The sequence below is a fragment of the Pseudomonas sp. IPO3747 genome (genome assembly GCF_013385245.1).
Classification (GTDB): Bacteria; Pseudomonadota; Gammaproteobacteria; order Pseudomonadales; family Pseudomonadaceae; genus Aquipseudomonas; species Aquipseudomonas edaphica.
Genome location: NZ_JACAQL010000015.1, coordinates 182,761 through 208,250, shown reverse-complemented (window position 1 = coordinate 208,250; position 25,490 = coordinate 182,761). Strand labels below are relative to the sequence as shown.

Below are 25,490 nucleotides of genomic sequence, written 5' to 3'. Positions count from 1 at the left end.
CAGCGAGTCCCTTACAGAATCCTAGACGGGCTACAGCGCCGCAAGGCCCAAAGCGGCGTTAAACCCGTCGAAAAACGTCATTCGCCGGATTATTTCGCTATTCAGCCGGCACTTTTCGGCTTTTTCGCCCGCTTTGGAGCGCCTGTCGTCTTGCGCGGTGCAGCCTTGCGCTTGTTTTTCCACGGCGTAGCACCTCGGCCTGCCGGGCTGGCTGGGCCGGTGATGGTCATGCGCATGCCATTGCAGCGTGCCACTTGTTTGCTCATCCAGGCCGCCTGCTTGGCGACGAATTCTTCCAGGCTCATTTCACCGCTTTGCACCATGTCCAGCGCCTGCTCCCAGATCGCGGTGGTGCCTGGGTCGGCAATCGCCCGAGGCACCGCGTCGATCAGGCTGAACGCCGCCGGAGTGGCTGACAGTGCCTTGCCGTTTTTGACCAGATAACCCCGGTCGAGCAAACCCTGGATAATCCCCGCGCGGGTGGCTTCGGTGCCGATGCCGGTGGTGTCCTTGAGCTTTTGCTTGAGCAGTGGGTCTTCCACCAGTTTGGCGACGTTTTTCATCGCCTTGATCAGGTCGCCCTCGGTGAAGGGCTTGGGCGGCTGGGTCCAGAGGTCCTTGAGGTTGACCTTGGCCACCGCGTAATTCTGGCCTTGCACCAAGGTCGGCAAGGCCTGCGGTGCAGGAGCTTCACGGCCTTTGGCAGGCGCCAGCGCCTCGGGCAGGGCGCGTTTCCAGCCCGGCTCGATGATGACTTTGCCTACCGCGCGCAAGGCTTGGCCGGCGCAATCGAAATCCGCCTGGGTGCGATCGTATTCATGGTTGGGCAGGAACTGCGCCAGGTAACGCGCGCGAATCAGCGTGTAGACCGCACGGTGTTTGCCGGCCAGTTGCGCGACGTCCTTACCGGCACCCGTAGGAATGATGCCGTGGTGCGCGCTGACCTTGGCGTCGTTCCAGGCCCGCGAGCGGCGTTGCGGGTTGATATGCGGCATCAACTCATTCACCGCCGCATCCGCGCGGGCCAGCGCGGCCAAGATCTTCGGCGCATCACTGTGTTGGCTGAGCGGCAGGTAGCCGCAATCACTGCGAGGGTAGGTGATGACTTTGTGGGTTTCGTAAAGGGACTGCGCGATGTCCAGGGTTTCCTGGGCGCCGAGGCCGAGCTTCTTGGAACAGATTTCCTGCAACGTGCCGAGGTCGAAGGGCAGGGGCGCCACCTCGCGCACGCGTTCGGTACGCAGTTTGACCAACCTGGCGCTGGCGGCGTTGGTCATCGCATCGGCAGCATCGCGAGCCAGTTGTGGGTTAAGACAGCGGCCTTGATCGTCGCAGGCATCCTCAGCGGCCCGCCATTGAGCCGTAAAGGTCATGCGCTCATGCCGCAAGTCGACATCAATGGCCCAGTAAGCCACCGGCACAAAGTCGGCGATGCTGCGGTCGCGGTCCACCACCAGGCGCAAGGTCGGGGTTTGCACGCGGCCCACCGGCAATACGCCTTGATACCCGGATTGACGCCCGAGCAAGGTAAACAAGCGACTCATGTTCATGCCGATCAACCAGTCGGCGCGTGAGCGGCCGAGGGCCGAGTGATACAGGCTGAAGGTTTCGGCGCCGGGTTTGAGGGCGGCGAGGGCTTTGCGAATGGAGGCGTCATCCAGCGCCGACAGCCACAAACGCTGGATCGGCCCGCGATAGCGGCAATGCTCCACCAACTCACGGGCGATCATTTCGCCTTCGCGGTCGGCGTCGGTGGCGATCACCAGTTCCTGGGCTTCCCCGAGCAAACGCTTGACGGCCTTGAACTGGCTGGCGGTCTTGGGCTTGACCAACATCTTCCATTTTTCCGGCACGATTGGCAGGTCGGCCAGCACCCAGCGCTTGTATTTGGCGTCGTAGGCGTCGGGTGGGGCGGTTTCCAACAGGTGACCGATGCACCAGGTGACTGTGACCCCGTTACCCAGCCAGCACCCGTCGCCACGCCGACTGGCGCCGAGCACGGCCGCGATATCCTTGGCCTGGGAGGGTTTTTCACAGAGGTACAGCCGCATGGTCATCACATCAGATCGGGTCGATGCCTTGCAGGATGCTCAGTCAAAGGCAATTGAGCAACTGTTATCTGTATGGATGTACAGCAATTTGTGTGGTCAGCACTCAGAAAAATGTGGGCACTAGCCTGCCTGCGATACGGACAACTCGGCACATCTGACACTCCGAGGTGATGCAATCGCAGGCAAGCCAGCTCCCACAGGGGGCTTCAGCGTTTTGAAGATCAGTTGTTATTGATATCCACGTTCTTGGTTTCTTTCAGGCAGAACAACCCCACAATCAAGCTCACGCCGGTTACCACCACCGGGTACCACAAGCCGTAGAAGATATCGCCGGTGTACACCACCAAGGCAAACGACACGGTCGGCAGGAACCCGCCAAACCAGCCGTTACCGATGTGGTAGGGCAGCGACATCGAGGTGTAGCGGATGCGCGTCGGGAACAGTTCCACCATCAGTGCTGCCAACGGGCCGTAGCACATGGCGGCGATCAGGATCAGCACCACGATCAGCACCACCACCATCACTTTGTTGACCTGGGCCACATCCGCCGAAGTCGGGTAGCCGGCCAGGGTTACCGCGCCGCGCAGGGCCGCTTCATCGTAACCGTCGATACGCACATCACCCACGCTCACCTGTACCGGGCTGCCGGCTGGCGCGGCGGCGCTGCTGTATGGCAGACCTTGCTTGACCAGGAAGGTCTTGACCTTGTCACACGGGCTGTCAAAACGCGCCTTGCCCACCGGGTCGAACTGGAAGGTGCAGGTGGCCGGGTCGGCCAATACGGTAATCGGCGCCTGGTGGCTGGCCTGGTCCATCGCCGGGTTGGTGTAATGCGCCAGCCCTTTGAAGATCGGAAAGTACAGTGCGGTGGCCAACAGCAAGCCGAGCATCAGCACCGGTTTGCGCCCAACCTTGTCCGACAGCCAGCCGAACAGGATGAAGAACGGCGCGCCGATCACTACGCTGATAATCAACAGCATATTGGCCAGGGCCGGGTCCATCTTCAGGAACTGCGTGAGGAAGAACAGCACATAGAACTGCGCCGCATAGAAGGTCACTGCCTGCCCGCCGTTGATGCTGAACAGCGCAATCAGCACCACCTTGAGGTTTTCCCATTTACCGAAGGATTCGCGGATCGGCGACTTGCTGGCCTTGCCTTCCTCTTTCATCTTCAGGAATGCCGGCGACTCATGCAGGCTCATGCGGATCCAGGTGGAAATGCCCAGCAGCACAATCGAGAACAGGAACGGAATGCGCCAGCCCCACACCTCGAACTGGTCGCCGGTGAAGTAACGGCAAGCCAGTACCACCAGCAGCGACAGCAGCAAGCCAAGGGTGGCTGTGGATTGAATCCAGCTGGTGTGCAGGCCGCGTTTGCCGGCCGGTGCGTGCTCGGCCACATAGGTGGCTGCGCCGCCATATTCACCGCCTAACGCCAGGCCTTGCAGCATGCGCAGCACGATCAGAATGATCGGCGCCGCAATGCCGATGCTGGCATAGGTCGGCAATAGCCCGACACAGAAGGTCGCGACACCCATCAGGATGATGGTGACCAAAAACGTGTACTTGCGCCCGATCATGTCGCCCAGGCGGCCGAACACCAACGCGCCGAACGGCCGCACCACAAAGCCTGCGGCAAAGGCCATCAAGGCGAAGATGAACGCCGTGGTGTCGTTGACCCCGGCAAAAAATTGCTTGCTGATCACCGCCGCCAGGGCGCCGTAGAGGAAAAAGTCGTACCACTCGAACACCGTCCCTAAAGACGAGGCGAAGATGACTTTCCTTGATTCGCTGCCGGTGCTCGCCTTGACGGCCGAGCCCAGGGGTTGAGCATGTTCTGACATCGGGTATCCCTCACAGTGATTATTTATTGTTGTTCCACTGTCGGCGCCGGGTGCGGCGCCGCTATTCAGATTGCATGAACCGTTTCTCTCTGCGGGGCGAGACTCCTTGTGTTCGGCGAAAGCATCAGCTGCGCTGCCTTTTCCGCAATCATCAGTGTAGGTGAGCAGGTGTTGCCGGATGTAATGCGTGGCATCACCGAGGCATCGGCAATACGCAGGCCCGGCACGCCATGTACGCGCAGTTGCGCATCGACCACTGCATCTTGGTCATCGCCCATGCGGCAAGTGCCCACCGGGTGGAAAATCGTCGTGCCGATACGCGCGGCGGCTTCATGCAGTTGTTCTTCGGTTTGCAGCGCGTCGCCCGGCAGGTATTCCACCGGCTTGAACTGGCTCAAGGCCGGTGCGGCGACGATGCGGCGGGTCAGGCGGATCGCGTCGGCGGCCACGCGCAAATCTTCGGGATGGCTGAGGTAGTTGGGCCGTATCAGGGGTGCATCCGCCGGGTTGGCGGAGCGAATATCAATGCGGCCACGGCTTTGCGGGCGCAGGTCGCACACCGACGCGGTGAATGCCGGGAAGGCATGCAACGGCTCGCCAAAACGCTCCAGTGACAGCGGCTGCACGTGGTATTCAAGATTGGCCGTAGTCTGTTCCGGGCCGGAGCGGGCGAAGGCGCCAAGCTGGCTGGGCGCCATGGACAACGGGCCGCTGCGGTCATACAGGTAGCGCAGGCCCATGCCCATTTTGCCCAACAGGGTGCCGGCGATCTGGTTCAAGGTGCGTGCGTTTTCCAGCTTGTAGATCAGGCGCAGTTGCAGGTGGTCCTGCAGGTTGCCACCGACACCCGGCAGTTCATGCAGCACGTTGATGCCCAATGGCTTGAGCACATGGGACGGGCCAATCCCCGAGCGTTGCAGGATACCCGGCGAGCCGACAGAACCGGCGCACAGGACGATTTCCTTGCGTGCCTTCCAGCTCAGTTGTTGCCCATGTTGACGCCCGACCACGGCCGAAGCGCGACCGTTTTCCAGCACTACACGATCGACTTCCACTTCGGTCAGCACGGTAAGGTTGGGGCGCTGGCGGATCGGCTTGAGAAACGCCTTCGCCGCGTTCCAGCGCACCCCGGCCTTTTGGTTGACCTGGAAGTAGCCGCAACCTTCATTGTCGCCCTGGTTGAAATCGCTGATCGGCGCGATACCACTCTGCGCCGCCGCATCGCGAAAGGCATCGAGGATCGGCCAGTGCAGGCGCTGTTGCTCCACGCGCCATTCACCGCCGTCGCTGTGAAATTCCGAGCCGCCGGCAAAATGGTTTTCGCTCTGTTTGAACAGTGGCAGCACGTCTTTCCAGGCCCAGCCGGGGTTGCCTGCGGCGGCCCAGCCGTCGTAATCCTGGGCTTGGCCGCGCATATAGATCATGCCGTTGATGGACGAGCAGCCGCCCAGCACTTTACCGCGTGGGTAACTCAGTGCACGGCCTTGCAGGCCTTCCTGGGCTTCGGTCTTGAAGCACCAGTCGGTGCGCGGGTTGCCGATGCAGAACAGGTAGCCGACGGGGATGTGGATCCAGGGGTAATTGTCGCGGCCACCGGCTTCGAGTAGCAGCACGCGGTGGGCGGGGTTGGCGGACAATCGATTAGCCAGCAGGCAGCCTGCGGGGCCGGCGCCTACGACGATGTAATCGTATTCAGCAGTTGCAATGGGCATCTGAGGTCTCGCTTGTTTTTCTTATTGGGCCCATCCTAGTTGTTAGTTTTCGTCTTAAAAATGTTAGTTTTTACCCAGCTGCTGTGCGTTTTTAAACAGCGGCACTTAAACCTCGAAGCAACGTTAGCCTGTGGCGAGCGAGCTTGCTCGCGCTGGGGCGCGAAGCGGCCCCCTCAGAGTAAGCGCGATGGTTCAGATGAAGTGTAGTGGCAGGCATTGGGGCCGCTGCGCAGCCCAGCGCGAGCAAGCTCGCTCGCCACAGTAAGCGCCAGCCACAGGTGCCGGGCCAGGCATTAGAAGGTACATTTGTCCAAGGGAGGCGACATGTTCGACTGGAATGACCTGCGGTTTTTTCTTGAGCTGCAACGCAGCGGCCGCCTGCTCACCGCTGCACAGCGCCTGAAAACCACGCACGCTACCGTGGCCCGGCATATCGAGGCCATCGAGAAAAGCCTCGGCACCGCGCTGTTCGTGCAGCATGCCCAGGGTTACGAACTGACGCCTTCCGGTGAAGCCCTGCTCAAGCACGCCGAGGCCATGGAAAACGTCGCGTTGCTGGCCGAAGACGAACTCACCCATTCCGCTGCGCCGCTGGGCAAGATCCGCCTTGGCGTGGCTGAGGGGTTGGGCGTGATGTTCCTCGCCAGCCGCATGGGCGGGCTGTTCGAGCGTTATCCGGGGCTGGAAGTGGAACTGGTGGCGGTGCCGCGCTTTGTGAGCATTCTCAACCGCGAAGCGGAAATCAGCATCCACCTCGAACGCCCCAGCGTCGACCAACTCGTCACGCGCAAACTCACCGACTACCGCCTGGCGCTCTACGCCAGCCGCGCCTACCTTGCGCGCAATCCGCCGATTGAAAAACGTGAAGACCTCGCCGCCCATGCATGGATCGATTACGTGGATGACCTGCTGTTCAGCCAGGAACTCAAGTTCCTCAGCAGCTTTTGCCGCAACCCCAAAGTGGTGTTCCACAGCACCAGCGTGATTGCTCAACACCAGGCGGCGCGTTCGGGATTGGGCATTGCGGTGCTGCCGTGCTTTATGGCTGCTGGCGACCCGGACCTGGTGCCTTTGCTGCCGGCAGAAAGCATCCAGCGCAGCTACTGGATCAGCTCGCGCCGGGAGCTGCACAAGTCAGTGCGGTTGCGGGTGTTGTGGGATTATGTGGTGGAGTTGTGTGCGCGCGAGCAAAGCTTGCTGTTAGGCGAAACCCACTGAAGAAACCGGATAAAAAAATGTGGGAGCTGGCTTGCCTGCGATGAGTCCCTGTCAGTCAACTTATTTGTTGAATGACACACTGCAATCGCAGGCAAGCCAGCTCCCACATTGGGTTTGTGTTGTGTCAGTTAGGGGTCAGAGCTTCACCACCTGATGCACCTGCTCAGCACACGCCCGCGCCTCGTCAATCATCTTGCCAAACGCTTCACTGGCGACTTCTGCATGGGGCAGCCAGCGTATCTTCTGGCTCAGGCGATAGTGATACTGCAGGCCGTTATCCGTGCGCTTGCCATCCAGATCCAGATCATACCAGGGCGAACGCACCTGGCAGCCGGGGATGGCTTTTTCCATCTGCCCACCGGTCAGCGTGAAACGGTAGTCGTAGGTTTCGGGGTTGCCCAGGTAAAGGTCGGCTTGTTGATCATGGCGACGGTAGTTGATGAAACCATCCCAACGGCCTTTGAGTGACTCGTCGGTGTAGACGTAGTCGTTCGCGAGCTTTTCCAGCGCGCGCTGGTCGTTCATGCTGGCGTTGACGGTGTAGCCGTCGTGCACCACGAAGGCGGTGGGTTGGCGGGTGATTTTGCAGTCGCTGATTTCGTTGCCAAAGTTGCCGCAGATGTTCTGGTCGGTGGCGGTGGTGCCTTGCTGGCGGTCGGCGACGCTCATTTGCATCAGCGGCAGGCGGCTGAAGGTGATGGTGGCCTGGGTGGCGCCATTGCCTTGCTTGTCGAAGTGCACTTTTTTGTCCAGGCGCAGGGTAGTTTCCGGGCGTTCCAGCGGGGTCTGTTCTTCGCGTACCTGGCCCTGAGCATCATTGACCAGCACCCAGCGGTCTTGAATGTCGGGCATGGTCTGGCCGGGTGCGAACACCGGGTTGGTCGGGTCGAGCCACCAGACCTGGCCATCGACTTCGGCACGCACGATGGCGTGGTTCGCTGCATTGGTGCCGGGGATCAACAATGAGAACGCCACGTCGCCACGGCTGACCCAGGCGGTTTCGGCCTTGATGCCGCTGGCCTTGAGCATTGCGGTCAGCAGGATCGCCAGGTCTTTGCAGTCGCCATAACCATGCTGCTCGATTTCCGCCAGGTTGAACGGCACATAACCGCGCTCGGTGGCGCGCCAGTCGCCCAGGTAGCGGTAGTGATCGTTGATGTGCTGCATCAGCGCTTCGACCTGTTGTGCCGGCGCCAGGTTGCGTGCGGCAGCTACGGCCGCGGCCGCTTGCGCCGGCAGGTTGGCGCCGAGGATCTGGTTGTAACGCTGGGCGAAATCACCGAAATACGCCTGGCGCTCCAGGGCGCTGCCCACTTCCAGGCGCGGGATGCGTTGCAGCGCGGCGCTGGAGGATTCGTTGATGTAATTGAGATAGGTCGGTTTTTTTTGCACCACGTCCAGGGTTTTGCCGTTGGCAGATGCCGTTACTTTGAAACCGTCGAACAACTCACTGCGCCACTGGATCGGGCGCTCGGCGGTAAAGCGCGCCTTGACGTGGTCGCGCCGGAATGCGCTGGGGCCAAACATGATTGCGTAGTGAAACTGGGTCACCAACGGTTTGGCGGCGCGACGTTCGCGCACGGTGTAGCGAATTTGCGTGCCTACGCGCAGGTTCGGGAAGGCCAGCGAGGTTTGCTTGTAGCGGCTGAAGCCCTGGTCCGGGTTGGGCGCGGTGCGCGTGTCGATTTGCGCGGCGTCCAGCGCGACCGGCTTGGCGCCTGGTTGGGTGGATTGCGCGCTGATCACTTCAAAGGTGTCCCCTTCGGAGTAATCGAAGTCGATGCGCGAGAGCATTTCGCGGCCGTTGGGCTTGAGGATGGTGTAGTGCTGGGTGGTGGTGCAGTCGGTGCTGGCGTCGCGGTTGAAGTGGCAGTGCAGCTCGGTGTCGCTGGCCAGCGGGGCTTCGGCCATGGGTTGCAGGGCGGCACTGACACCGTGGGAAACCAGCCCCAGGCTCAGGGCAAGCAAGGGTCTTTGAAACGAAAAACGATACAAACGATACAAACGGTACAAACGGTACATGGGCGCCTCGGGTGACACAGTGGAACAACTACCCGATGGGTAGTGAGAAGGCGCCGGATGATAATGGATCGCAACAACAAAAGCCAGGATTGTCTGACAATTAATGTGTCTGAAAGGCCCGTTCTAGAGCCTTTTGGTTGATTTTTGTCAGGGTTTTAGCAGTTCAAATTCGGCACTGGCGAGCTTTTCGCCGTTCACCAGCACATGCACCCAGTGCTTGCCTGCGTAATGCTTGCGCGTGGTCAACTCGCGAATATGTTGTTCGCGGCGGATGCTCTGATGTTCGCCCGCGCCCAGGGTAAATGCCTTGAGCTTGAACACTTTGGCCGCGCTATGGCCGGCACTTTTTACGTAGTCGATGGCGTAGTCGACCACCAGCTTCTGCGCGGCGGTGGCGGTGGATTCCAGACTGAACGACAGGTTGATCCGCTCGCCCAGGTTGATCACCGCCGGTGTGACTTTCAGGTGGTGAATGTTTACCTCGGCCTTGGCGCCGGCGCCCATGATCGTGAGTGCGCGGGTATTGCCTTGCTTGATCAGGCTGCGCAAGGCGTGCCGGGCGATCCAGGCCGTGTGCGGGTTGTCCAGGTTCCAGCCTTCGATCAGGCTGAGCACCCAGTCCGGGTGGTCCTTGGTGATGTCGTTGAGGTGGTTGGCCACCGACTTGCGCACATACAGGCTGCTGTCGGCCTTGAGGTTATCCAGGATCGAGGCGCACAGCTGCGGGTTGGCCTGCACCGCCGCCAAGCGAAAGGACCAGGGCAGGCGAGGGCGCGAGCCTTCACTGGCAAGGCGCCGCACATGTTCGTTGGCGTCCAGCGACCACTGCTGCATCACGGCCAGGGTACGCTCGAAGTCGTTCAACAAGAACGGGCGAATGGCGAACTCGGCCGAGCCAAATACGGTGAAGTATTTGAGCGCGGCCATGGAGCGCTTGAAGTCACTTTGCCCGTAACTGGCCACGTAGTGCGGCAGAAACAGGCACACAAATGAACTGTTCAGTCGCGGAGCCAGCGCATGCAGCAGCTTGAGGGTTTGCGCGTAATCCAGTGGGATTACCGCATGCAGGCTCTCACTGACCCGCGCCATGCGCTGCATCACCGACAACTCGGCCAGCCCGGCTTTGGCGTGCTTTAGAAACCCTTTTGCATCAAAGGCCGGGTACACCGCTGTCATTTCACTGGCGATGTGTTGCAGGCGTTCAACGTTGAAGATTTCCTTGAGGGCCGGGGCGCTTTGGTCGGTCATCGGTGATTCCATGGCTAGAGAAACCAGCGGTATTCCCGCGCGTTGATCTCTTGTTGAAAGGCCAAGTGGTCCTGGCGTTTGTTTTCGCAGTACACGTCGATAAATTCGGCGCCCAGCTTATCGCGCAATACCGCTTGATGCTGCATGGCGCGCACGGCATCGAGCATTTCCAGGGGGAAGTCGGCGCCGCTGTTACGGTCCTCATTCAGCGGGGCGATGGGTTCTTGCCTGGCTTCAAGGCCATGCTCCAACCCTGCCAGGATCGCTGCCAGCACCAGGTAGGGGTTGGCATCGGCACTGGCCAGGCGGTGTTCGATGCGCAGGTTGCGCGGGTCGGAATCGGGAATACGCACGCACGCGTCGCGGTCTTCAAAGCCCCAGCTGGCACGCGTTGCCGCGTTCACGGTGCCACCCAAGCGGCGGAAGGCGTTGTGGTTGGGCGAGAAAATCGGCATGCAGTGCGGCAACAATTCCAGGCAACCGGCCACCGCGTGGCGCAGCGGTTGCTGCTGGTGCGCCGCGAGTAAATTATTGCCCGCGCCGTCATACAGGCTGACATGCACATGCATGCCGCTGCCGGGAAATTGCAGGTAAGGCTTGGCCATAAAGCTGGCGCGGTAGCCATGCTTGAGTGCCACGCCACGCGTGCTACGGCAGAACAGCGCGGCCCAGTCGGCGGCGCGCAGGCCGTCGTCGCAGTGGCCGAAGTTGATCTCGAACTGGCCAGGGCCGAGTTCGGCGGTGATCACCGTGATGTCGATGCCTTGGGCCTGGGCGGTTTGCGCCATGTCGTCGAGCACTTCGCTGAAGCGCGACAACCGCTCGATGTGCAGGTTGGGCTGGTCGTCAGCGTCATCACTGAGCGGGTCGCGGGCGAATTGCGGCAGGCCGTCGTCGAGCTTTTTATCGAACAGGTAAAACTCCAGCTCAAACGCCACCACCGGGTGAATGCCCTTGTGCTGCAGGCGCTCCAGCACCTTGGCCAGGACTTCACGTGGTTCAAACTCGATGGGCGCTTCAGTGCCATCCGAGGTGATCAGCATCTGCCCCAGCGGTTGCGCTTCCCAGCTCACCGGCTTGAGCGTGCCCGGCACCAGGCGGCGATTGGCATCCGGGTCGCCGTCGTGGAAGCAATAGTCACCAATTTTGAACAGCCCGCCCTGGGCGCCCAGCAGCACGGCATTTTGCGGCAGCTTCAACGGGCTGCCGGCGGCGACTTTTTCGAGCATCTCCACCGGGTAGCGCTTGCCGTAGAAATGCCCGGGAATGTCCAGGGCGATCAGGTCGACGTAACGCACCTCGGGGTGGTTCTGGCGAAAGGTCCGTACTTCGGCCAGCAACGTGGAGGGTTGGCTTTTCACGGGTGTTGCTCCTAGTTGTAAACCCACAATACGCGGGCGGGCAGATCAGTCAGGTTGGCGTAGCGGCAATGGGCAAAACTGGCCAGGTGGAAGCTGTCGCCTTGGCCGAGGGTGACCGAATCGGCTTCACCTTCCACCCACAGCGTCAACTCGCCCTCCAGTACAAAACCGGCCTGTTCGGCGCGGTCGCTCATGGTGTGCTCGCCACTGTTGGCGCCGGGCGCCAACAGGCTGTCGAGCATCGAAAAGGCGCCGTGCATGCTTGGCGAAACCAGAATGTCGGTGATGCCATTGGCGTAATACACCGTGCGCCGCTCGTTGGGGCGTGTGACCCAGTCGACGGCCTTGGGTTTGGGCAGGCTGTAGAAGTAGGTGGTGGGCACATCCAGGGCGTGGCTGATGGCAGTCAGGTCGGCCACAGTAGGGCGTGACAGGCCGCGTTCGACTTGAGACAAAAAGCCCACCGAGCGCTCGATTTTTTGCGCGAGTTGGGCAAGGGTGAGTTTCTTGTGCTTGCGCAGATCGTGGATGAGCACAGCCAGGGCGTCGAGTTCTTGTTGTTGGTTCATGAAATTTATGTCGAGAAATTTCATGAAAAATTACACGGATTATTTCACGGTGGCAATGGGTGTGGCATAGCTTTTGTGGCGAGGGAGCTTGCTCCCGCTGGGCCGCGAAGCGGCCCCAATCGATCCACTGCGTTGGTTCAGGTATTACTCGGCCAGCCTTTTTGGGGCTGCTGCGCAGCCCAGCAGGAGCAAGCTCCCTCGCCACAGTGGGGGGCATGACATAGTGGGAAACTGAATGGTCCAGACCAGTGGAGGAGGGTGTTTTATCAGCGCACACCTGCTGCCTAGGCTTTTGTGGCGAGGGAGCTTGCTCCCGCTGGGCCGCGAAGCGGCCCCAATCGATCCACTGCGTTCGTTCAGGTGTTACTCGGCCAGCCTTTTTAGGGCCGCTGCGCAGCCCAGCGGGAGCAAGCTCCCTCGCCACAGTGGAGGGGCGTGACATATTGGGAAACTGAATTGAACGGAGGTATTGCTGTGGCTTGCTAGGGTGAATGGATCATTCATTCAATCGGAGAGCAAAGGATTGCTTCAGAAACCCAATTCTCACCTATTGCGACGTGGCCGTTATTCAGAGGCGGGTCGGGCTTACTTGGTAACTGCTGTGGTCTATCAGCGCCGCCCGGTGTTTGCCAATTTTCGCTTGGGGCGGTTGTTGGTGGCAGAGTTCAAACAGGCTCATGACCTTGAGATGGTTAACTCTTTGGCTTGGGTCATCATGCCAGACCATTTCCATTGGCTATTTGAACTCAGAGCCGCATCGTTGCCGCAAGTGATGAAAAGGGTGAAGTCGCGCAGCACATTGACCATCAATCGAGCCTGTCATGCACGGGGCGCGTTCTGGCAGTGCGGGTACCATGATCGCGCAGCGCGCGCTGAGGAGGATCTTATAAAGATCGCACGCTACATAATTGGCAACCCATTGCGCGCTGGGTTGGCTGAACATATCGGCGATTATCCGCTCTGGGACGCAGCCTGGTTATAGACCCGGCGCCCTTGTGGCGAGGGAGCAAGCTCCCTTGCCACAGGAAGGGTGCAAACTTGAATGATTCCATGCGCCTGCGGTCGGAACCTGGGTACGCATCAATCATTGAAGGAGCACCCATGAAGTCCAAGACCCTAGCCGCTTGCCTGCTGCTCACCGCTGGCCTGTCCACCGTCAGCTTTGTCGTGCAGGCCGGTGATACACCCCAGGAAACCGTGCAGCCTTCCAGCATCAATACGCGGGATCTGAAAGAAGGTGATCGCGCCCCGGATATCCTGATGCGCAAGGAATCGGCGGTCAGCGACTGGAAAAAACGCGGCCTCAAGCAGCCTGAGGCAGACAGCCAATGGGCGCGGGTGGGTGACAAGTTTGTGCTGCTCAAAACCACCAACGGCACCATTCTTGAGATCACCCCCGTCAAGCGGTGATCGGTCTGTTTTCCTCGCTCTTGCGTTAAGGTAACCGGCCACACCGGTCGTGTTACCTCACCCATCACTTCGGCCTCGGCGTCACCCAGGTCGACCTGGATATAAGCCTGCCTTCATTTTCATTGGGCCGTCGTTGAAGGCAGATCATCCAGTGTGAGCTTGCCGACGTTGTTGCTTTGCAGTTCGTAGCGCAACTCTTCAACCATCTTGGCCACTTCTTGCGCGGTTTGCAGCCGGTTGGTGCTGATGCCTGTCACCACCAGATCAACACGGCCGGTTTCGGCGTCGTAGACCTTGAGGGTCAGGGACGCGTCCCGGCACAGGGTGAACTCGCAGGTCAGCGGTGACAAACCTTCTTCGATGCAGTTGCGCAATTGAGAGAGGGTAAACATGGGCCTCTGCCTCCTCAACGACGACGCAGCAACAGACCCACGAGCAGGCCGATACCGGCGACGACCGCCACGGTAGTCAGGGGTTTGTTTTTGGCAAAATCACTGACAGTGTCCAGCGCGTCGCCGTACGTTTGCTGCAGTTGACCTGCGGCCTGACGCGCCACACCTTCAGCCTGCAATTGTTCATCGCCGGTGAGGTCGCCGATAAAACCCTGGGCCTTGCCGGCAACCTTCTCTACGGCGCCTTTGACTTGTTCGCTTTTCATCGTGCTTTCCTTGGAAGAGATCAAACCATTACGGCACGGGACCAAAGGCCCTGTGCCCACCCTTCAAGGTTAAGCAGCGTACGCCAGCGCAATAAGGCGAATTTGCACTGGTCGCACTAGTGCATTTGCACTCTATGGTTTGCTTTTGACGCGCAGTTCGCCGGCAAACAAGCCGCGCTCCCTGGCCCATACAATGGCCGCGCTGCGGCTGTGCACACCGAGTTTGGAGTACACCGTGGCCACATGATTACGCACCGTGTTGGGCGCAAGCTTCAGGCGCGAGGCAATTTCCTTGTCGGCCAGGCCTTCGCAGATCAAACCCAGCACATCACGCTCACGGGCGGTAAGGTCGGTGAAGGCTACGTTCGGCAGGTTGGGGCTGTTGACGCTCTTGGCGTTGGCCAGTTTCTCGATCAGGGTCTGGCTGAACCAGGAGGCGTCTTGCATCACCTCCTCAATGGCCGCCACCAGCTCCAGCTCCGAGCGTTTGCGTTCGGTGATGTTCATCAGCACCAACAGGTAGCAGGGCACGTCCTCGATAATCACTGTGTCGGCGGAGACCACGCAGTCGATCACCTCGTTGCCTTTCTTGCGCACCTTGAGGTCCTGGCCTTCGAGGTTGCCGGCTTTTTCCAGGGTGGCGAACAACTGCGCTCCAGCAGGGGCGCTGTCGATGAAGTTGATGTCCTCAACGTTCTTGCCGATCAGCTCTTCGCTGATGTAACCGGTGATGTTCATGAACGCTTCGTTGATGTCCACCACTTGCCGGTTGGCGGCGTTGCACACCAGGGTCGGCACCGGCGTGAGGCGAAAGGATTTGGCGAACCGTTCTTCGCTCTGGCGCAGGGCGATTTCTGCCTTGCGCCTTGGCTCCAGGTCGGTAAAGGAAAACAGCATGCAGTCTTCCTCGTTCATGTCCAACGGCTGGCCGGCGACAATCACCAGTTTGCTGCCGCCCTCGGGCAGGCGCAGTTCAGCCTGCATCTGCGGGATGGTCGCACCTTCGCTCAGGCGCTGAATGGCCAGGTCCTTGCGATCGGCGTGTTCCAGTACATCCAGTTCATAGACGGATTTGCCGATGACCTGATCGCGGTTGTAACCGGTCATCTCCAGGAAACCCTGGTTAACCTTGATGTAGCGCAGGTCGCTGAGGCGGCAGATCACCGCGGGTGCCGGGTTGGCGTTGAAGGTTTTTTCGAAGCGCTGCTCGGCGCTGGCCCACTCGGTGGCGTCGCTGAGGATCAGCACCAGCAGTTCCGGTTCACCGTGGGCGTCCGTCAGCACCAGGCTGCGCAAGCGATGCACCCAACTGCGGTCCTCGTCGTCAACGGGGGTGACTTCCACCACCACATCGCTGAATTCTTCACCGGCTGCGATTCGGCTGAGCGGGTAGCTGTCCAGCGGCAAGGGGTGGTTGTTGCGATAGCGCAAGGCGAAGCGCTTGGCGTATTGCTCGGTATTGGCGCCGAGCTGCTCGACCTCACTGACCCCGTGCATGGCCAGCGCGGCTTCGTTGGCCCACAGAATGGTCTGGTCGACTTCGGCCAGGATCACACCGTCCGATAACCCGGAGATGATCTGCTGCAATTGGCGGCGGTTGGTTTCTTTGGCAAGAACGTCCTGGGTCATGGTCTCTCCGGGGATGGGCGCATGAAGGGTACGACACCCAGGCATCAGGATAGTGCACACAGAGTGCCCGTTGAGGGGTGCGAATGCACCAGATGCTCTGGTGCATTTGAGCGGGGACGACCGGCAGCGGTCTCGCCAGACTGATACGGTCAACCACTCAAAGGATTAATCATGACAACTGTCTATGAAACCAACCGTTCACCGTTTCGCGTGTCCTGGAGCTCTGTGCTGGCCGGTAGTGCAATTGCCCTGGTGACCTACCTGGTACTCAGCGTGCTCGGCACGGCCATCGGCGCCAGTGCCGTCAACCCGATGGAAGCGGGCAACCCCCTGAGCGGCTTCGGCACCGGCGCCGGGATCTGGCTGTTTGTCTCCACCCTGGTGGCTGTCGGCCTCGGCGCCTTTGTGGCCGGGCGCACTGCACCGGACCGTGGCGGCTTGCACGGCGTATTGACCTGGACCTTCACCACCTTGCTCACCACCTGGCTGCTGGCTGGCCTGGCCGCCAGCGTGGTCGGCACCGCCGGTAACGTAGTAGGCAAAGGCTTGTCCGCCGCCGGCAGTGGTATCGCCGCTGCTGCGCCTGGGATCGGCAACAGCATCAAGCAGCAGTTGAACGAGCAGGGTATCCAACTGGACTGGAACAGCCTGCAAGGCCAACTCGACACCTTGCTCAAGCAAAGCGGCAAGCCTGAGCTGGACCCTGCCAACGTCGAGCAGAAAACCGACCAGGCCGCCGCCGACGGCAAGCAATCGGCCAAGGACGCCGCGACCAACCCTGCCCAGGCCGGTGATGAGTTGAAGCAGTGGTTCGAACGCGTCAAAGCCTCCGGCGAGCCTGCGTTGAATGCTGCGGACAAAGACGCGCTGGTCAACATCGTGGCCGCCCGTACCGGCAAGAGCAAAGCCGAAGCCACGCAGATCGTCGACAACTATGCCCAGGCTTATCAGCAAGCCATGCAGAAGGTCGATGAGCTGAAACAGCAAGCCGAACAGAAAGCCCGTGAAGCCGGTGAAGTAGCGGCTAAGCAGCTGTCCCGCGCTGCATGGAGCACCTTGGCCATGTTGCTGCTGGGTGCAGCCTTGAGCTTCTTTGTGGGTCGTACCGCGCTGACCACGCGTCGCGTGCCGTTGGCTTAAGCTGAGCATGTGCGGCATGGATGCCGCCTGTGGAAGCTGGTTATGGAGTGAACTCGCTACCCCCTGCGCTCGAATGAATGCGTAAAATACCGGCCTTTTACGTGTATCACGCAAAGGTGCCCCTTGAGCGCAGGCAAAGCTGTCGGACTGTTATTACTCACCTCCCTGTTGGCGGCGTGCGGTACTTCGCCGCCACGCACGCCAAACGACATCTGCGGCATCTTCCGTGAAAAAGATGACTGGTACGACGCCGCCAAGGTCACGCAAAAGCGCTGGGGCGTGCCGATCCAGGTGCCGTTCGCGATCATGTATCAAGAGTCGGGCTTCCGCCAGGATGCCAAGACACCACGCAAATACCTGCTATGGATCATCCCCTGGGGGCGCGTGTCCACCGCCGAAGGCTATTCCCAGGCCAAGGATGAAGTGTGGAACGACTACCGCAAGAGCACCGGCCGCAGCGGTGCGAGCCGTCAGGATTTCGATGACTCCATCGACTTTGTGGGTTGGTACATGGACAAGACCTACACCATCAACGGCGTGTACAAATACGACGCCTACGGCCAATACCTGAACTACCACGAAGGCTGGGGCGGCTATCGCCAGCGTACCTATGCGGCCAAAGCCTGGCTGCCGCCGGTGGCGAGCAAGGTGCAGGCGCGCTCGCAGATGTACGCGGCGCAATATGCGCGCTGTAAGGATGATTTGGGCCGGGGTTTCTGGAGCCGGTTCTGGCATTGGTTGTAATGAACGCTCGGCTGATCGCTCCCACGCTCCACGTGGTAATGCATCCAGAGACGCTCCGCGCCCGGCTGCCAGCGTAAGGCTCAAGCCTTGCACAAGGGTGACGCGGAGCGTCACAGACGGCATTCCCACGCAGAGCGTGGGAACGATCAGAGGTCACTTGCCACAAGAGTTACTCAGTGTGGCTGCATGCACTCCAATGATCGGTCGACCATCACACTGGCCATGTCCACCAAGTGCAATACCGAGATCACCAAGGCGCGTGTATCACCGGCCAGATGATCACTCGCCGTCTGCGCCGCGACAGCTGCGCAACGGAGTACGCTGCTGGCATGTGCCAGGGCGTCTTCAAAGCTAAGATCTTGGGTGGTGGTGAAGAAGTGCGGTTCTGATGCGGGTGGTGCAGGGACTAATTTGTCCATGGTTTCAACTCCTAACCAAAGCTGGAATGTCACCACCATCGCTACCAAACGACTTTAGGGTGGTGACCGTGCGCAGATTGGTAGACCGGTGATTAGGACCCGGTGCACCCGAAGGTGCCCTACGCACGGCCGCCATAACGCACGGCCGCCATAACGCAGGGCCGAAAAAAAGCGCCTTGCAGAAGGGGGCGCTTAGCGCCTAATCACTCGTGGTCTACCAAACCCCGAATCACTGAATTGCAGTGACCGACGCAGACTAGCCATGTAAGTTGAGCGGCGCAAGCGCTCGGGATTCTCTCGGAAACGTCCTGCAAATTAAAGGGAAATATCGCTAATTCCGCCTTTTTGATCGTTCCCACGCTCCGCGTGGTAATGCATCCAGAGACGCTCCGCGTCCGGCTGCCAGCGTAAGGCTCAAGCCTTGCACAAGGGTGACGCGGAGCGTCACAGGCGGCATTCCCACGCAGAGCGCGGGAACGCTCGGCATAAGGGTGTGGCGAGGGCGCACTTGCCAAGCTCATTTTATTCTGGGAAAACCCAGTCTTAACTCATCCAACGAGAGCCCCATGAGCAACGATGAACTCCAGATCACCGACACCCGCCTGGGCACCGGCAAAGCCGTGGTCAAGGGGGCGCTGATCACCACCCAATACACCGGCACCCTCGAAGACGGCACCGTGTTCGATTCGTCCTGGGAGCGCGGCAAGCCGTTCCAGTGCGTGATCGGCACCGGGCGCGTAATCAAGGGCTGGGACCAGGGCTTGATGGGCATGCAGGTGGGTGGCGTGCGCACACTGTTTGTGCCGGCGCACCTGGCCTATGGCGAGCGTTCGATGGGCGCGCATATCACGCCCAACAGCAATCTGCGCTTTGAAATCGAGTTGCTGGAAGTGCTGACGCGCGACGATTGAAGGAGAAGTAAACATGGAGGTTGATTGCGCACTCGAAGGTATTCGAGTGGTTGAACTGCACGACGGCGACGCGGCCGAACTGCAGTGTTTTTTTGACCAGGCACCCGAATATTTCATCGCGGTCAATGGTGAACCGGCCACACCGACCGAAGCGCACGAAGAGTTACAGGGTCAGTTGCCGGCAGGTTGGCGTTGCAGCCGGATGTACTGGCTGGGTTATCGCGATACGCAGGACCAACTGGCCGCCGTCGTAAACATCGCGGCCGACTTGCTGGCCGTCGGCGTGTGGCATATCGGTTTGCTGCTGGTGCATACGCGCCTGCATGGCACCGGGTTCGCGCGACAATTGCATGCCGATCTTGAAGCGTGGGCGGTGAGCAACGGTGCCCAGTGGCTGCGGTTGACGGTGGTGGTCGGCAATACCAAGGCCGAGCGCTTCTGGCCCAAGCTTGGGTATGTGCAGGTGCGCACGCGTGAAGGCATCAGGATGGGACGGCAGGTCAACAGGGTGTCTATTCAGGTCAAGCCGCTGGCAGGTGGGCAGATGGACGAGTACTTGAAACGGGTTGAGCGGGATCGGCCCGATATGCCGTAATAGCGGACGTGCACACTCCTTGTGGGAGCTGGCTTGCCTGCGATGACGCAGTGTCAGGCAATAAACCTCCAGCAGACAGACCGCCATCGCAGGCAAGCCAGCTCCCACAGTTGATCTTCGGCGTGACCCAAAAAACAGTTGCTGAACTCACCCTGAACAATCCACCTAAACCCCTATGGTAAATTCTCCTACGGTTTACTCCCTCGAAAACGCGGCGTAAACTCCGCGCGTTTTCATCAATAGCGGAGACCCTCAGTGGGTACTTGTTCGAGCGACAGTCGTCGGCCGGTTTCGGTAACTGGCACATACTTGGCAAGGTAACGCGCATTTTTCCTGATGCCGTTGTCTCGCCTCAAAAAGCGAGAAGCGGTATTCCGGCAGCGGCCAGTCCTGGCACCTGCCTGCATCCCTCTCATCGACGCTGACCAGCACCTCAAATCACTTGGGATGCTACGGACGCGCCTGCCTTTTACGGCGGGCGGGCCAAGCTGACCGTGCCTTTAAACGGGGACGGTGCAGTCGGTCGTACCTGCACTAAGGTTTCTGGCATGCGCAGCAGTCATGGAGAATTTTTATGCAGGCAATCAACAACATCAACCTCAACTCTTTAGTCGATACCGTGGTCAGCCTTACCGCGGCGTTTATCCTCGGTGGCTTGATCGGTTTCGAACGCCAGTACCGCCAGCGCACGGCGGGCTTGCGCACTAATGTGCTGGTGGCAGTGGGCGCGGCGATCTTCGTCGACATGGCCAACCGCCTGGGTGGCGCGGAAGGCGCGGTGCGGGTGGTTGCGTACGTGGTCTCGGGCATCGGCTTTTTGGGCGCTGGCGTGATCATGCGTGAGGAAGGCAACGTGCGTGGGCTCAACACTGCTGCGACGTTGTGGGCTTCGGCAGCGGTGGGGGCGTGTGCGGGGGCTGACCTGATCCTCGAAGCACTGTTGGGCACGCTATTTGTGCTGGCGGCCAACACCTTGCTGCGGCCGATCGTCAATAACATCAACCGTCAGCCTTTGGACGTGGTGTCGGCGGAGGTCACCAACATCCTCTATGTCATCGCCCAGCGCAGCCAGCAGCAGGCAGTGATGGTGCTGCTGGAGGCCGAACTGGCGCGGTGCAACTACCCGGCCAGCGACGTCGATGTGCGGCCGTTCGGCAGCGAAGAAGTGGAGATCGAGGCCACCCTGGCCGCGACCTCGGTAGACGGCGACGAACTGGACGCGCTGGTGGCGCGAATTTCCACCTCGACACTGGTGGTGCAAGCGTTCTGGAGCCCGAGTACCACTGACTGACACGCGCTCAACGGCTACTTTTGTGAAGAAAAATCCTACATCTGATTGGGATTGCCCCTTCGGTCAATACGTCATTTCGTTGTTAAGGTTGCGCACTTGCAGCTAGCCGGTGGTCACGGTTTGGCTATACGTGCTCGATGTGACTTCGATAGAAGCGGACCACCTGAGTGACGGCAGTACCGCTGGTCGAAACTGTCATTTCTCACAGGTAGTGGTGTCCCGTGTGATGTGTAAGGGTACTTATTCTTTTCAGGGTAGTGATATGAGCAAAGCGCTAAGTAGTGGGACCGTGTTAGTTGTGGACGATCATCCGTTTATACGGGCAACCGTCAAGCATTTGCTCAAGTGCGAAGGCTTCACTGACATCGAGGAAGCCGGTACGGGGGCGGACGCGCTTCAGAAGGTTAGAGAGAAGCGTCCAGTCTTGATTATTCTCGACCTGGCCATTCCAAAACTGGGTGGGCTGGAGGTGATCAGCCGGGTCAAGGCGCTGGGTGTGCCGTGCAAAATTCTGGTACTGACGTCGTATCTGCCGGAGTTTTTTTCCACGCGGTGCATGCGTGCAGGCGCCATGGGGTTTGTCGCCAAGACCGGAGAGCTGGAGGAGCTGCAAAAAGCCATTAAGGCGGTGATGTCCAACTACAACTGCTTCCCCAGTCTGCCGAGCAGTTCGGTGCGTCGTGATGATTTGCAGACCACCGAGCACGAACTGGTGCACTCGCTTTCAGACCGCGAGCTGGCAGTGCTGAGGATGTTGGCGTTGGGTTTTACCAACAACAAAATTGCTGCAGATATGCTGCTGAGCCACAAGACCATCAGCACCTACAAGACCCGGCTCAAGGAGAAGCTGCGGATGACGTCTGTGGTGCACATGGCCAAGTTTGCCCAGCGTAATCATCTGATCTGAATCGACATGATCCTTGCCCAGGTCCGACGGTTGATCATGCTGGTGTTGATGAGCCTGCTGCCGTTGCTCGCTGCGGCCCTTGATGAGCCCCACACCTTGCGGTTGCTGGGGCATTCCAGCCTCGACGAGAATGGCCCGCCCGTGGTGCTGGGGGACGCTGACTGGCACTGGCTGCGTGAGCGCCGCACGCTGTGGATGGGGGTTTCTGCGCCCGATTACGGGCCTTTCGAACTGACCAACAATAACGATGAACTGGAAGGCGTCACCGCCGACTATGCCAAGTTGCTTGCCCAGGCGCTCAACGTCAGCGTTGAAGTGCGCCGCTATGACACCCGTGATGAAGTGATTGAGGCGCTCAAGCAGGGCTCTATCGATTTCTTGGGGTCGGCCAACGGGTTTGAAGCGGGGGACCCGCAACTCGTCCTTTCGCGCTCCTATGCCAATGATCAGCCCATCCTGGTCACCCGTACCGGAGACACCCAGTCCCTGAGTGTCGACCTGGCCGGCAAGCGTGTGGCGATGCTTTATCACTATATGCCGCCCGATGTGGTCGAGGCGTTTTACCCCAAGGCCCATGTGGAACTGTTTGCGTCGGTCTTCGAAGCCATCGGCGCCGTGGCCTTTGGCCGTGCCGATGTCTACCTCGGAGACGCCATCACCGCCCACTACCAGATCAACCGCAACCACCTCAACAATGTACAGCTGGCGGACTTTTCCACTTTGGAGTCCAACGCCTTTGCGTTCGCGCTGGCCCGGGACAATATTCGCTTGCTGCGCATCATCAACAGCGCGCTGAGGTCGATTCCGGCTAACCAGCAGCTGGATATTTTGCGCCGTTGGAGTGCTGGCAATCTTGGTGTTCTGGGTACCGAGCGCCTGCGCTTAAGCACCAGCGAGCAACGCTGGCTGGAAAAACACCCACGGGTGAGGGTGGTAGCGTCCGACCAGATGTTGCCGTTGGCATCCTTCACGGCACAAGGGCAATCAGAGGGCTTGAGTGCAGACGTTCTATCCCGGATCAGCTTGCGCACCGGCTTGAAGTTCGATGTGGTCCCGGGCGGCTCAATGCCTCAGCAAATAGAGGCGGTCCGTTCCGGCCGGGCGGACATGATGGCGGTGGTCACGCCCAGCCTCGAAGGCTCTGACCAGGTGCGTTTTACGCGGCCCTACTTGACCAATCCACTGGTGCTGGTCACCCGTACCGACACGCCTGGTACCATGACACTGGAAAATATGCTGGGTAAACGCCTGGTAATACCCAGCGGCAATGCGCTGCGTGACGTCATCAATCGCGACTATCCCGGTATCCAGTTTGTGGAGGCGAAAAATCCTACGGATGCCATGGCTCTGGTGGCCAATGGCAGCGCCGAGGGTGCCGTCAGTTCACTGATCTATGCGCGTTACCTGATCGCCTTTGAGTACCGCGATCGCTTGCACGTGACCAGCACCGTCGGCTCTGAACCTGTGCGTATGACGTTCGGGGTCAACCGGGGGCAGTTGGAGCTGTACTCGATACTGGACAAGGCGTTGCTGAGCATCCCGCCTCAGGAAATGGATGAACTGATCAGCCAATGGCGCACCGATGTCATCATCGAAGACCATTGGCTACGCCATCGCCGCACGATTATCCAAGGATTCGGCCTGGCAGCGGTATTGCTGCTGATCACCCTGGGATGGGCGATTTACCTGCGCAGCCTGATACGCAAGCGTGCTCAGGCCGAACGCGCGTTAAGTGACCAGATGCGCTTTATGGGCGTGCTGATCGACGGTACGCCCCACCCGATCTACGTGCGTGATCGCCAGGGGCGGCTGATGGCCTGCAACAGTGCCTACCTGGACGTGTTTGGCTTCAAGCTTGAAGCGGTGATCGGCAAGACGGTGATCGAGACCGACACCGGCAACCCGCCGCAGGCCCAGTCATTCCATGAGGACTATCTGCGGTTGATGGAGCGGGGCGAACCGCAGATTCATGATCGGGTGCTCAGGTTGCCTGCGGGCAAGGTGTTGACCATTTACCACTGGATGCTGCCGTACCGTGATGGCGACGAAAATGTCGTGGGCATGATTGCCGGTTGGGTCGATGTGAGCGAGCGCCAGCGGCTGCTGGGCCAGTTGCAGGAAGCCAAGGAGGACGCTGACGCCGCCAACCGTGCCAAGACCACGTTCCTGGCGACCATGAGCCACGAAATTCGCACCCCCATGAACGCGGTGATCGGCATGATCGAGCTGGCGCTGGCCAACGCTGAACAAGGGCGCGCCGACCGTGACGCCCTGGAAGTCGCTTCGGTGGCCTCCCACGGCATGCTGGACCTGATCGGCGACATTTTGGATATTGCCCGAATTGAGTCCGGCCATTTGTCTTTGTCCCTTGAACCGGCCAACCTGCATGAGCTATTGAAGTCGGTGGCGCGGGTATTCGAAGGGTTGGCGCGCGCGAAAGGCCTGGCGCTGCAAGTAGAGCTTGATCCGCAGATGGATTGCGCGGTGTTGATCGACCCGTTGCGATTCAAGCAGGTAGTGTCCAACCTGCTGAGCAATGCCATCAAGTTTACCGACCACGGCCGGGTGCGCTTGGGCGGCCGCTGTGGGTTGGCATCGGACCCCGGCCAATTGAACCTCACCTTGTGGGTAGAAGACACCGGCATAGGCATCAGTGCCGAGGACCAGCAGCGGCTGTTCAACCCGTTTATCCAGGGCAGCAATACCGAGCAGTCGGCGCGCAGCGGCTCGGGCCTGGGGTTGGTGATCAGCCGCACGCTATGCGAAATGATGGCGGGGAAACTGCAGTTGAGCAGTACGCTGGGGCAGGGGACACGGGTGGACGTAGCACTCACGTTGGCCACCACAGCAGCAATAGCGGCCGAGGTTTCGGCTACGCCGGAACCTACCCGTCCCGTGCGTGTTTTGGACATTCTGGTGGTGGATGACTACCCGGCCAATCGCCTGCTGCTGGCCCGGCAGCTGAGCTTTCTGGGGCATCGCATCAGCACCGCCGAAGATGGCGTCCAGGGCTTGGAACGCTGGCAAACCCAGCGGCCGGATGTGGTAATCACCGATTGCAACATGCCCCTCAAGGATGGCTATGCCTTGGCGCGTGAAATCCGTGCGCAAGAGCGTGAGCATGGCTTGCCCGCCTGCCTGCTGCTGGGGTTTACCGCCAATGCCCAGCCGGAAGAAACCGAGCGCTGCCGGCAGGCGGGCATGGATGGTTGCCTGTTCAAGCCTGCCGGGCTTGAGGACTTGCGCTCTGCGCTGAGCGTCTATGCGCTCGGCCCTGAGTCACCCGACGCTGGTCCAGGGTTTGATTTAAAGGCTTTGAAGGTCGTCACGGGAGACGATCACGCCGCGCTCAATGAGCTTTTGAGCGCCTTGCTCGACAGTTTGGAGGCAGACCGCGCGATGCTGGCGTTGCTGGCGCGTCAGCATAGTTTTAGTGGGCTGCATGACCTCGCACACCGCGTCAAAGGTGGGGCGCGAATGGTCAAGGCCGAGCCATTGATAGCCAGTTGCGAAATGCTGGAGGCGGTGTGTGAGCGACAGGAGCGCAGCACATTAGGCGCGGCTGTTGCAACAATTGACACGGCAATTGCTGATTTGCACCAGCGCATGGGTGACTATTGCAAGCAGGCCTGACTGCAGTTGAGGGGCATTCGGTGAATTTGGGAGAACTCCTACATGAAGGGGGAACATGCCTGATTTTGTCTTCGGTATATGTCTGGAGAATGGGGCTCGCTCACTGACGAGCGCTGCCAGCCCAGGGG

Annotated in this window: 21 protein-coding genes; 10 read left to right on the top strand and 11 right to left on the bottom strand. The window is 60.1% G+C overall.

The features are described 5' to 3' along the window. Positions 1–101 precede the first annotated feature (101 nt). From HX790_RS20140 to HX790_RS20130, 3 genes are all read right to left on the bottom strand, one after another. Positions 102–2,051, bottom strand: coding sequence for a DNA topoisomerase III (locus HX790_RS20140; RefSeq protein WP_176992000.1), 1,950 nt, complete (start codon positions 2,049–2,051; stop codon positions 102–104). A 221-nt stretch (positions 2,052–2,272) separates the two neighbouring features. Beyond that, positions 2,273–3,895, bottom strand: a complete 1,623-nt coding sequence (locus HX790_RS20135; protein ID WP_017135018.1) for an MFS transporter — start codon at positions 3,893–3,895, stop codon at positions 2,273–2,275. 65 nt (positions 3,896–3,960) lie between these two features. Then, positions 3,961–5,607 (bottom strand): GMC family oxidoreductase, encoded by a 1,647-nt coding sequence (locus HX790_RS20130; protein WP_169987072.1) that lies wholly within the window; start codon positions 5,605–5,607, stop codon positions 3,961–3,963. Between the two features lie 324 nt (positions 5,608–5,931). Here HX790_RS20130 and HX790_RS20125 point away from each other — a divergent pair, with 324 nt between their 5' ends. Further along, on the top strand, positions 5,932–6,825 hold the full coding sequence (locus HX790_RS20125) for a LysR family transcriptional regulator (RefSeq protein WP_099547661.1): 894 nt from the start codon (positions 5,932–5,934) through the stop codon (positions 6,823–6,825). A gap of 135 nt (positions 6,826–6,960) precedes the next feature. Here the strand turns inward: HX790_RS20125 and HX790_RS20120 are convergent, their stop codons facing one another. The 4 genes from HX790_RS20120 to HX790_RS20105 all read right to left on the bottom strand — a co-directional run bounded on the left by HX790_RS20120 (position 6,961) and on the right by HX790_RS20105 (position 12,025). Beyond that, complete coding sequence (locus HX790_RS20120; protein WP_026013520.1) at positions 6,961–8,820, bottom strand: DUF3857 domain-containing transglutaminase family protein; 1,860 nt, start codon at positions 8,818–8,820, stop codon at positions 6,961–6,963. Positions 8,821–8,994: 174 nt separating this feature from the next. Continuing rightward, a complete protein-coding gene (locus tag HX790_RS20115) occupies positions 8,995–10,095 on the bottom strand; it encodes a DNA alkylation repair protein (RefSeq protein ID WP_176991999.1) in 1,101 nt (366 codons plus the stop codon). Positions 10,096–10,109: 14 nt separating this feature from the next. After that, positions 10,110–11,456, bottom strand: a complete 1,347-nt coding sequence (locus tag HX790_RS20110; RefSeq protein WP_099547663.1) for a glutamine synthetase family protein — start codon at positions 11,454–11,456, stop codon at positions 10,110–10,112. A gap of 11 nt (positions 11,457–11,467) precedes the next feature. Continuing rightward, positions 11,468–12,025, bottom strand: a complete 558-nt coding sequence (locus tag HX790_RS20105; RefSeq protein WP_017135024.1) for a helix-turn-helix domain-containing protein — start codon at positions 12,023–12,025, stop codon at positions 11,468–11,470. A gap of 523 nt (positions 12,026–12,548) precedes the next feature. Here HX790_RS20105 and HX790_RS20100 point away from each other — a divergent pair. After that, positions 12,549–13,007, top strand: coding sequence for a transposase (locus HX790_RS20100; RefSeq protein WP_099547842.1), 459 nt, complete (start codon positions 12,549–12,551; stop codon positions 13,005–13,007). Between the two features lie 119 nt (positions 13,008–13,126). Beyond that, a complete protein-coding gene (locus tag HX790_RS20095) occupies positions 13,127–13,435 on the top strand; it encodes an RcnB family protein (RefSeq protein WP_017138987.1) in 309 nt (102 codons plus the stop codon). A 119-nt stretch (positions 13,436–13,554) separates the two neighbouring features. Here the strand turns inward: HX790_RS20095 and HX790_RS20090 are convergent, their stop codons facing one another. The 3 genes from HX790_RS20090 to HX790_RS20080 form a co-directional block, all read right to left on the bottom strand. Further along, a complete protein-coding gene (locus tag HX790_RS20090) occupies positions 13,555–13,827 on the bottom strand; it encodes a DUF1652 domain-containing protein (RefSeq protein WP_017138988.1) in 273 nt (90 codons plus the stop codon). 14 nt (positions 13,828–13,841) lie between these two features. Beyond that, positions 13,842–14,093, bottom strand: coding sequence for a CsbD family protein (locus HX790_RS20085; protein ID WP_176991998.1), 252 nt, complete (start codon positions 14,091–14,093; stop codon positions 13,842–13,844). A 132-nt stretch (positions 14,094–14,225) separates the two neighbouring features. Further along, the gene (locus tag HX790_RS20080) at positions 14,226–15,722 is read right to left on the bottom strand and encodes a PAS domain S-box protein (protein ID WP_017138990.1); all 1,497 of its coding nucleotides are present in this window, start codon (positions 15,720–15,722) and stop codon (positions 14,226–14,228) included. Positions 15,723–15,893: 171 nt separating this feature from the next. Here HX790_RS20080 and HX790_RS20075 point away from each other — a divergent pair, with 171 nt between their 5' ends. Then, a complete protein-coding gene (locus HX790_RS20075) occupies positions 15,894–16,862 on the top strand; it encodes a hypothetical protein (protein WP_017138991.1) in 969 nt (322 codons plus the stop codon). A gap of 123 nt (positions 16,863–16,985) precedes the next feature. After that, entirely contained in the window at positions 16,986–17,606 is a 621-nt protein-coding gene (locus HX790_RS20070) for a hypothetical protein (protein WP_017138992.1), read from the top strand. Positions 17,607–17,779: 173 nt separating this feature from the next. Here HX790_RS20070 and HX790_RS20065 read toward each other — a convergent pair whose 3' ends face one another. Further along, entirely contained in the window at positions 17,780–18,025 is a 246-nt protein-coding gene (locus HX790_RS20065; RefSeq protein ID WP_017138993.1) for a DUF6124 family protein, read from the bottom strand. A gap of 566 nt (positions 18,026–18,591) precedes the next feature. Between HX790_RS20065 and HX790_RS20060 the strand changes: the two genes are divergently transcribed. The 5 genes from HX790_RS20060 to HX790_RS20040 all read left to right on the top strand — a co-directional run bounded on the left by HX790_RS20060 (position 18,592) and on the right by HX790_RS20040 (position 25,362). After that, positions 18,592–18,936 (top strand): FKBP-type peptidyl-prolyl cis-trans isomerase, encoded by a 345-nt coding sequence (locus tag HX790_RS20060; RefSeq protein WP_017138994.1) that lies wholly within the window; start codon positions 18,592–18,594, stop codon positions 18,934–18,936. A 13-nt stretch (positions 18,937–18,949) separates the two neighbouring features. Continuing rightward, complete coding sequence (locus tag HX790_RS20055; RefSeq protein ID WP_017138995.1) at positions 18,950–19,531, top strand: GNAT family N-acetyltransferase; 582 nt, start codon at positions 18,950–18,952, stop codon at positions 19,529–19,531. A gap of 574 nt (positions 19,532–20,105) precedes the next feature. Further along, complete coding sequence (locus HX790_RS20050) at positions 20,106–20,822, top strand: MgtC/SapB family protein (RefSeq protein WP_017138996.1); 717 nt, start codon at positions 20,106–20,108, stop codon at positions 20,820–20,822. Positions 20,823–21,084: 262 nt separating this feature from the next. Beyond that, the gene (locus tag HX790_RS20045; RefSeq protein ID WP_026013841.1) at positions 21,085–21,729 is read left to right on the top strand and encodes a response regulator transcription factor; all 645 of its coding nucleotides are present in this window, start codon (positions 21,085–21,087) and stop codon (positions 21,727–21,729) included. Positions 21,730–21,735: 6 nt separating this feature from the next. Beyond that, positions 21,736–25,362, top strand: coding sequence for a transporter substrate-binding domain-containing protein (locus HX790_RS20040; RefSeq protein ID WP_099547669.1), 3,627 nt, complete (start codon positions 21,736–21,738; stop codon positions 25,360–25,362). The last annotated feature ends 128 nt before the right edge of the window (positions 25,363–25,490 follow it).

Coding starts and splice junctions, on each gene's coding strand:
- HX790_RS20055 (WP_017138995.1), top strand. CDS start 18,950: ATGGAGGTTGATTGCGCACTCGAAGGTATTCGAGTGGTTGAACTGCAC.
- HX790_RS20090 (WP_017138988.1), bottom strand. CDS start 13,827: ATGTTTACCCTCTCTCAATTGCGCAACTGCATCGAAGAAGGTTTGTCA.
- HX790_RS20040 (WP_099547669.1), top strand. CDS start 21,736: ATGATCCTTGCCCAGGTCCGACGGTTGATCATGCTGGTGTTGATGAGC.
- HX790_RS20080 (WP_017138990.1), bottom strand. CDS start 15,722: ATGACCCAGGACGTTCTTGCCAAAGAAACCAACCGCCGCCAATTGCAG.
- HX790_RS20050 (WP_017138996.1), top strand. CDS start 20,106: ATGCAGGCAATCAACAACATCAACCTCAACTCTTTAGTCGATACCGTG.
- HX790_RS20130 (WP_169987072.1), bottom strand. CDS start 5,607: ATGCCCATTGCAACTGCTGAATACGATTACATCGTCGTAGGCGCCGGC.
- HX790_RS20085 (WP_176991998.1), bottom strand. CDS start 14,093: ATGAAAAGCGAACAAGTCAAAGGCGCCGTAGAGAAGGTTGCCGGCAAG.
- HX790_RS20065 (WP_017138993.1), bottom strand. CDS start 18,025: ATGGACAAATTAGTCCCTGCACCACCCGCATCAGAACCGCACTTCTTC.
- HX790_RS20140 (WP_176992000.1), bottom strand. CDS start 2,051: ATGCGGCTGTACCTCTGTGAAAAACCCTCCCAGGCCAAGGATATCGCG.
- HX790_RS20045 (WP_026013841.1), top strand. CDS start 21,085: ATGAGCAAAGCGCTAAGTAGTGGGACCGTGTTAGTTGTGGACGATCAT.
- HX790_RS20125 (WP_099547661.1), top strand. CDS start 5,932: ATGTTCGACTGGAATGACCTGCGGTTTTTTCTTGAGCTGCAACGCAGC.
- HX790_RS20135 (WP_017135018.1), bottom strand. CDS start 3,895: ATGTCAGAACATGCTCAACCCCTGGGCTCGGCCGTCAAGGCGAGCACC.
- HX790_RS20115 (WP_176991999.1), bottom strand. CDS start 10,095: ATGACCGACCAAAGCGCCCCGGCCCTCAAGGAAATCTTCAACGTTGAA.
- HX790_RS20060 (WP_017138994.1), top strand. CDS start 18,592: ATGAGCAACGATGAACTCCAGATCACCGACACCCGCCTGGGCACCGGC.
- HX790_RS20095 (WP_017138987.1), top strand. CDS start 13,127: ATGAAGTCCAAGACCCTAGCCGCTTGCCTGCTGCTCACCGCTGGCCTG.
- HX790_RS20075 (WP_017138991.1), top strand. CDS start 15,894: ATGACAACTGTCTATGAAACCAACCGTTCACCGTTTCGCGTGTCCTGG.
- HX790_RS20105 (WP_017135024.1), bottom strand. CDS start 12,025: ATGAACCAACAACAAGAACTCGACGCCCTGGCTGTGCTCATCCACGAT.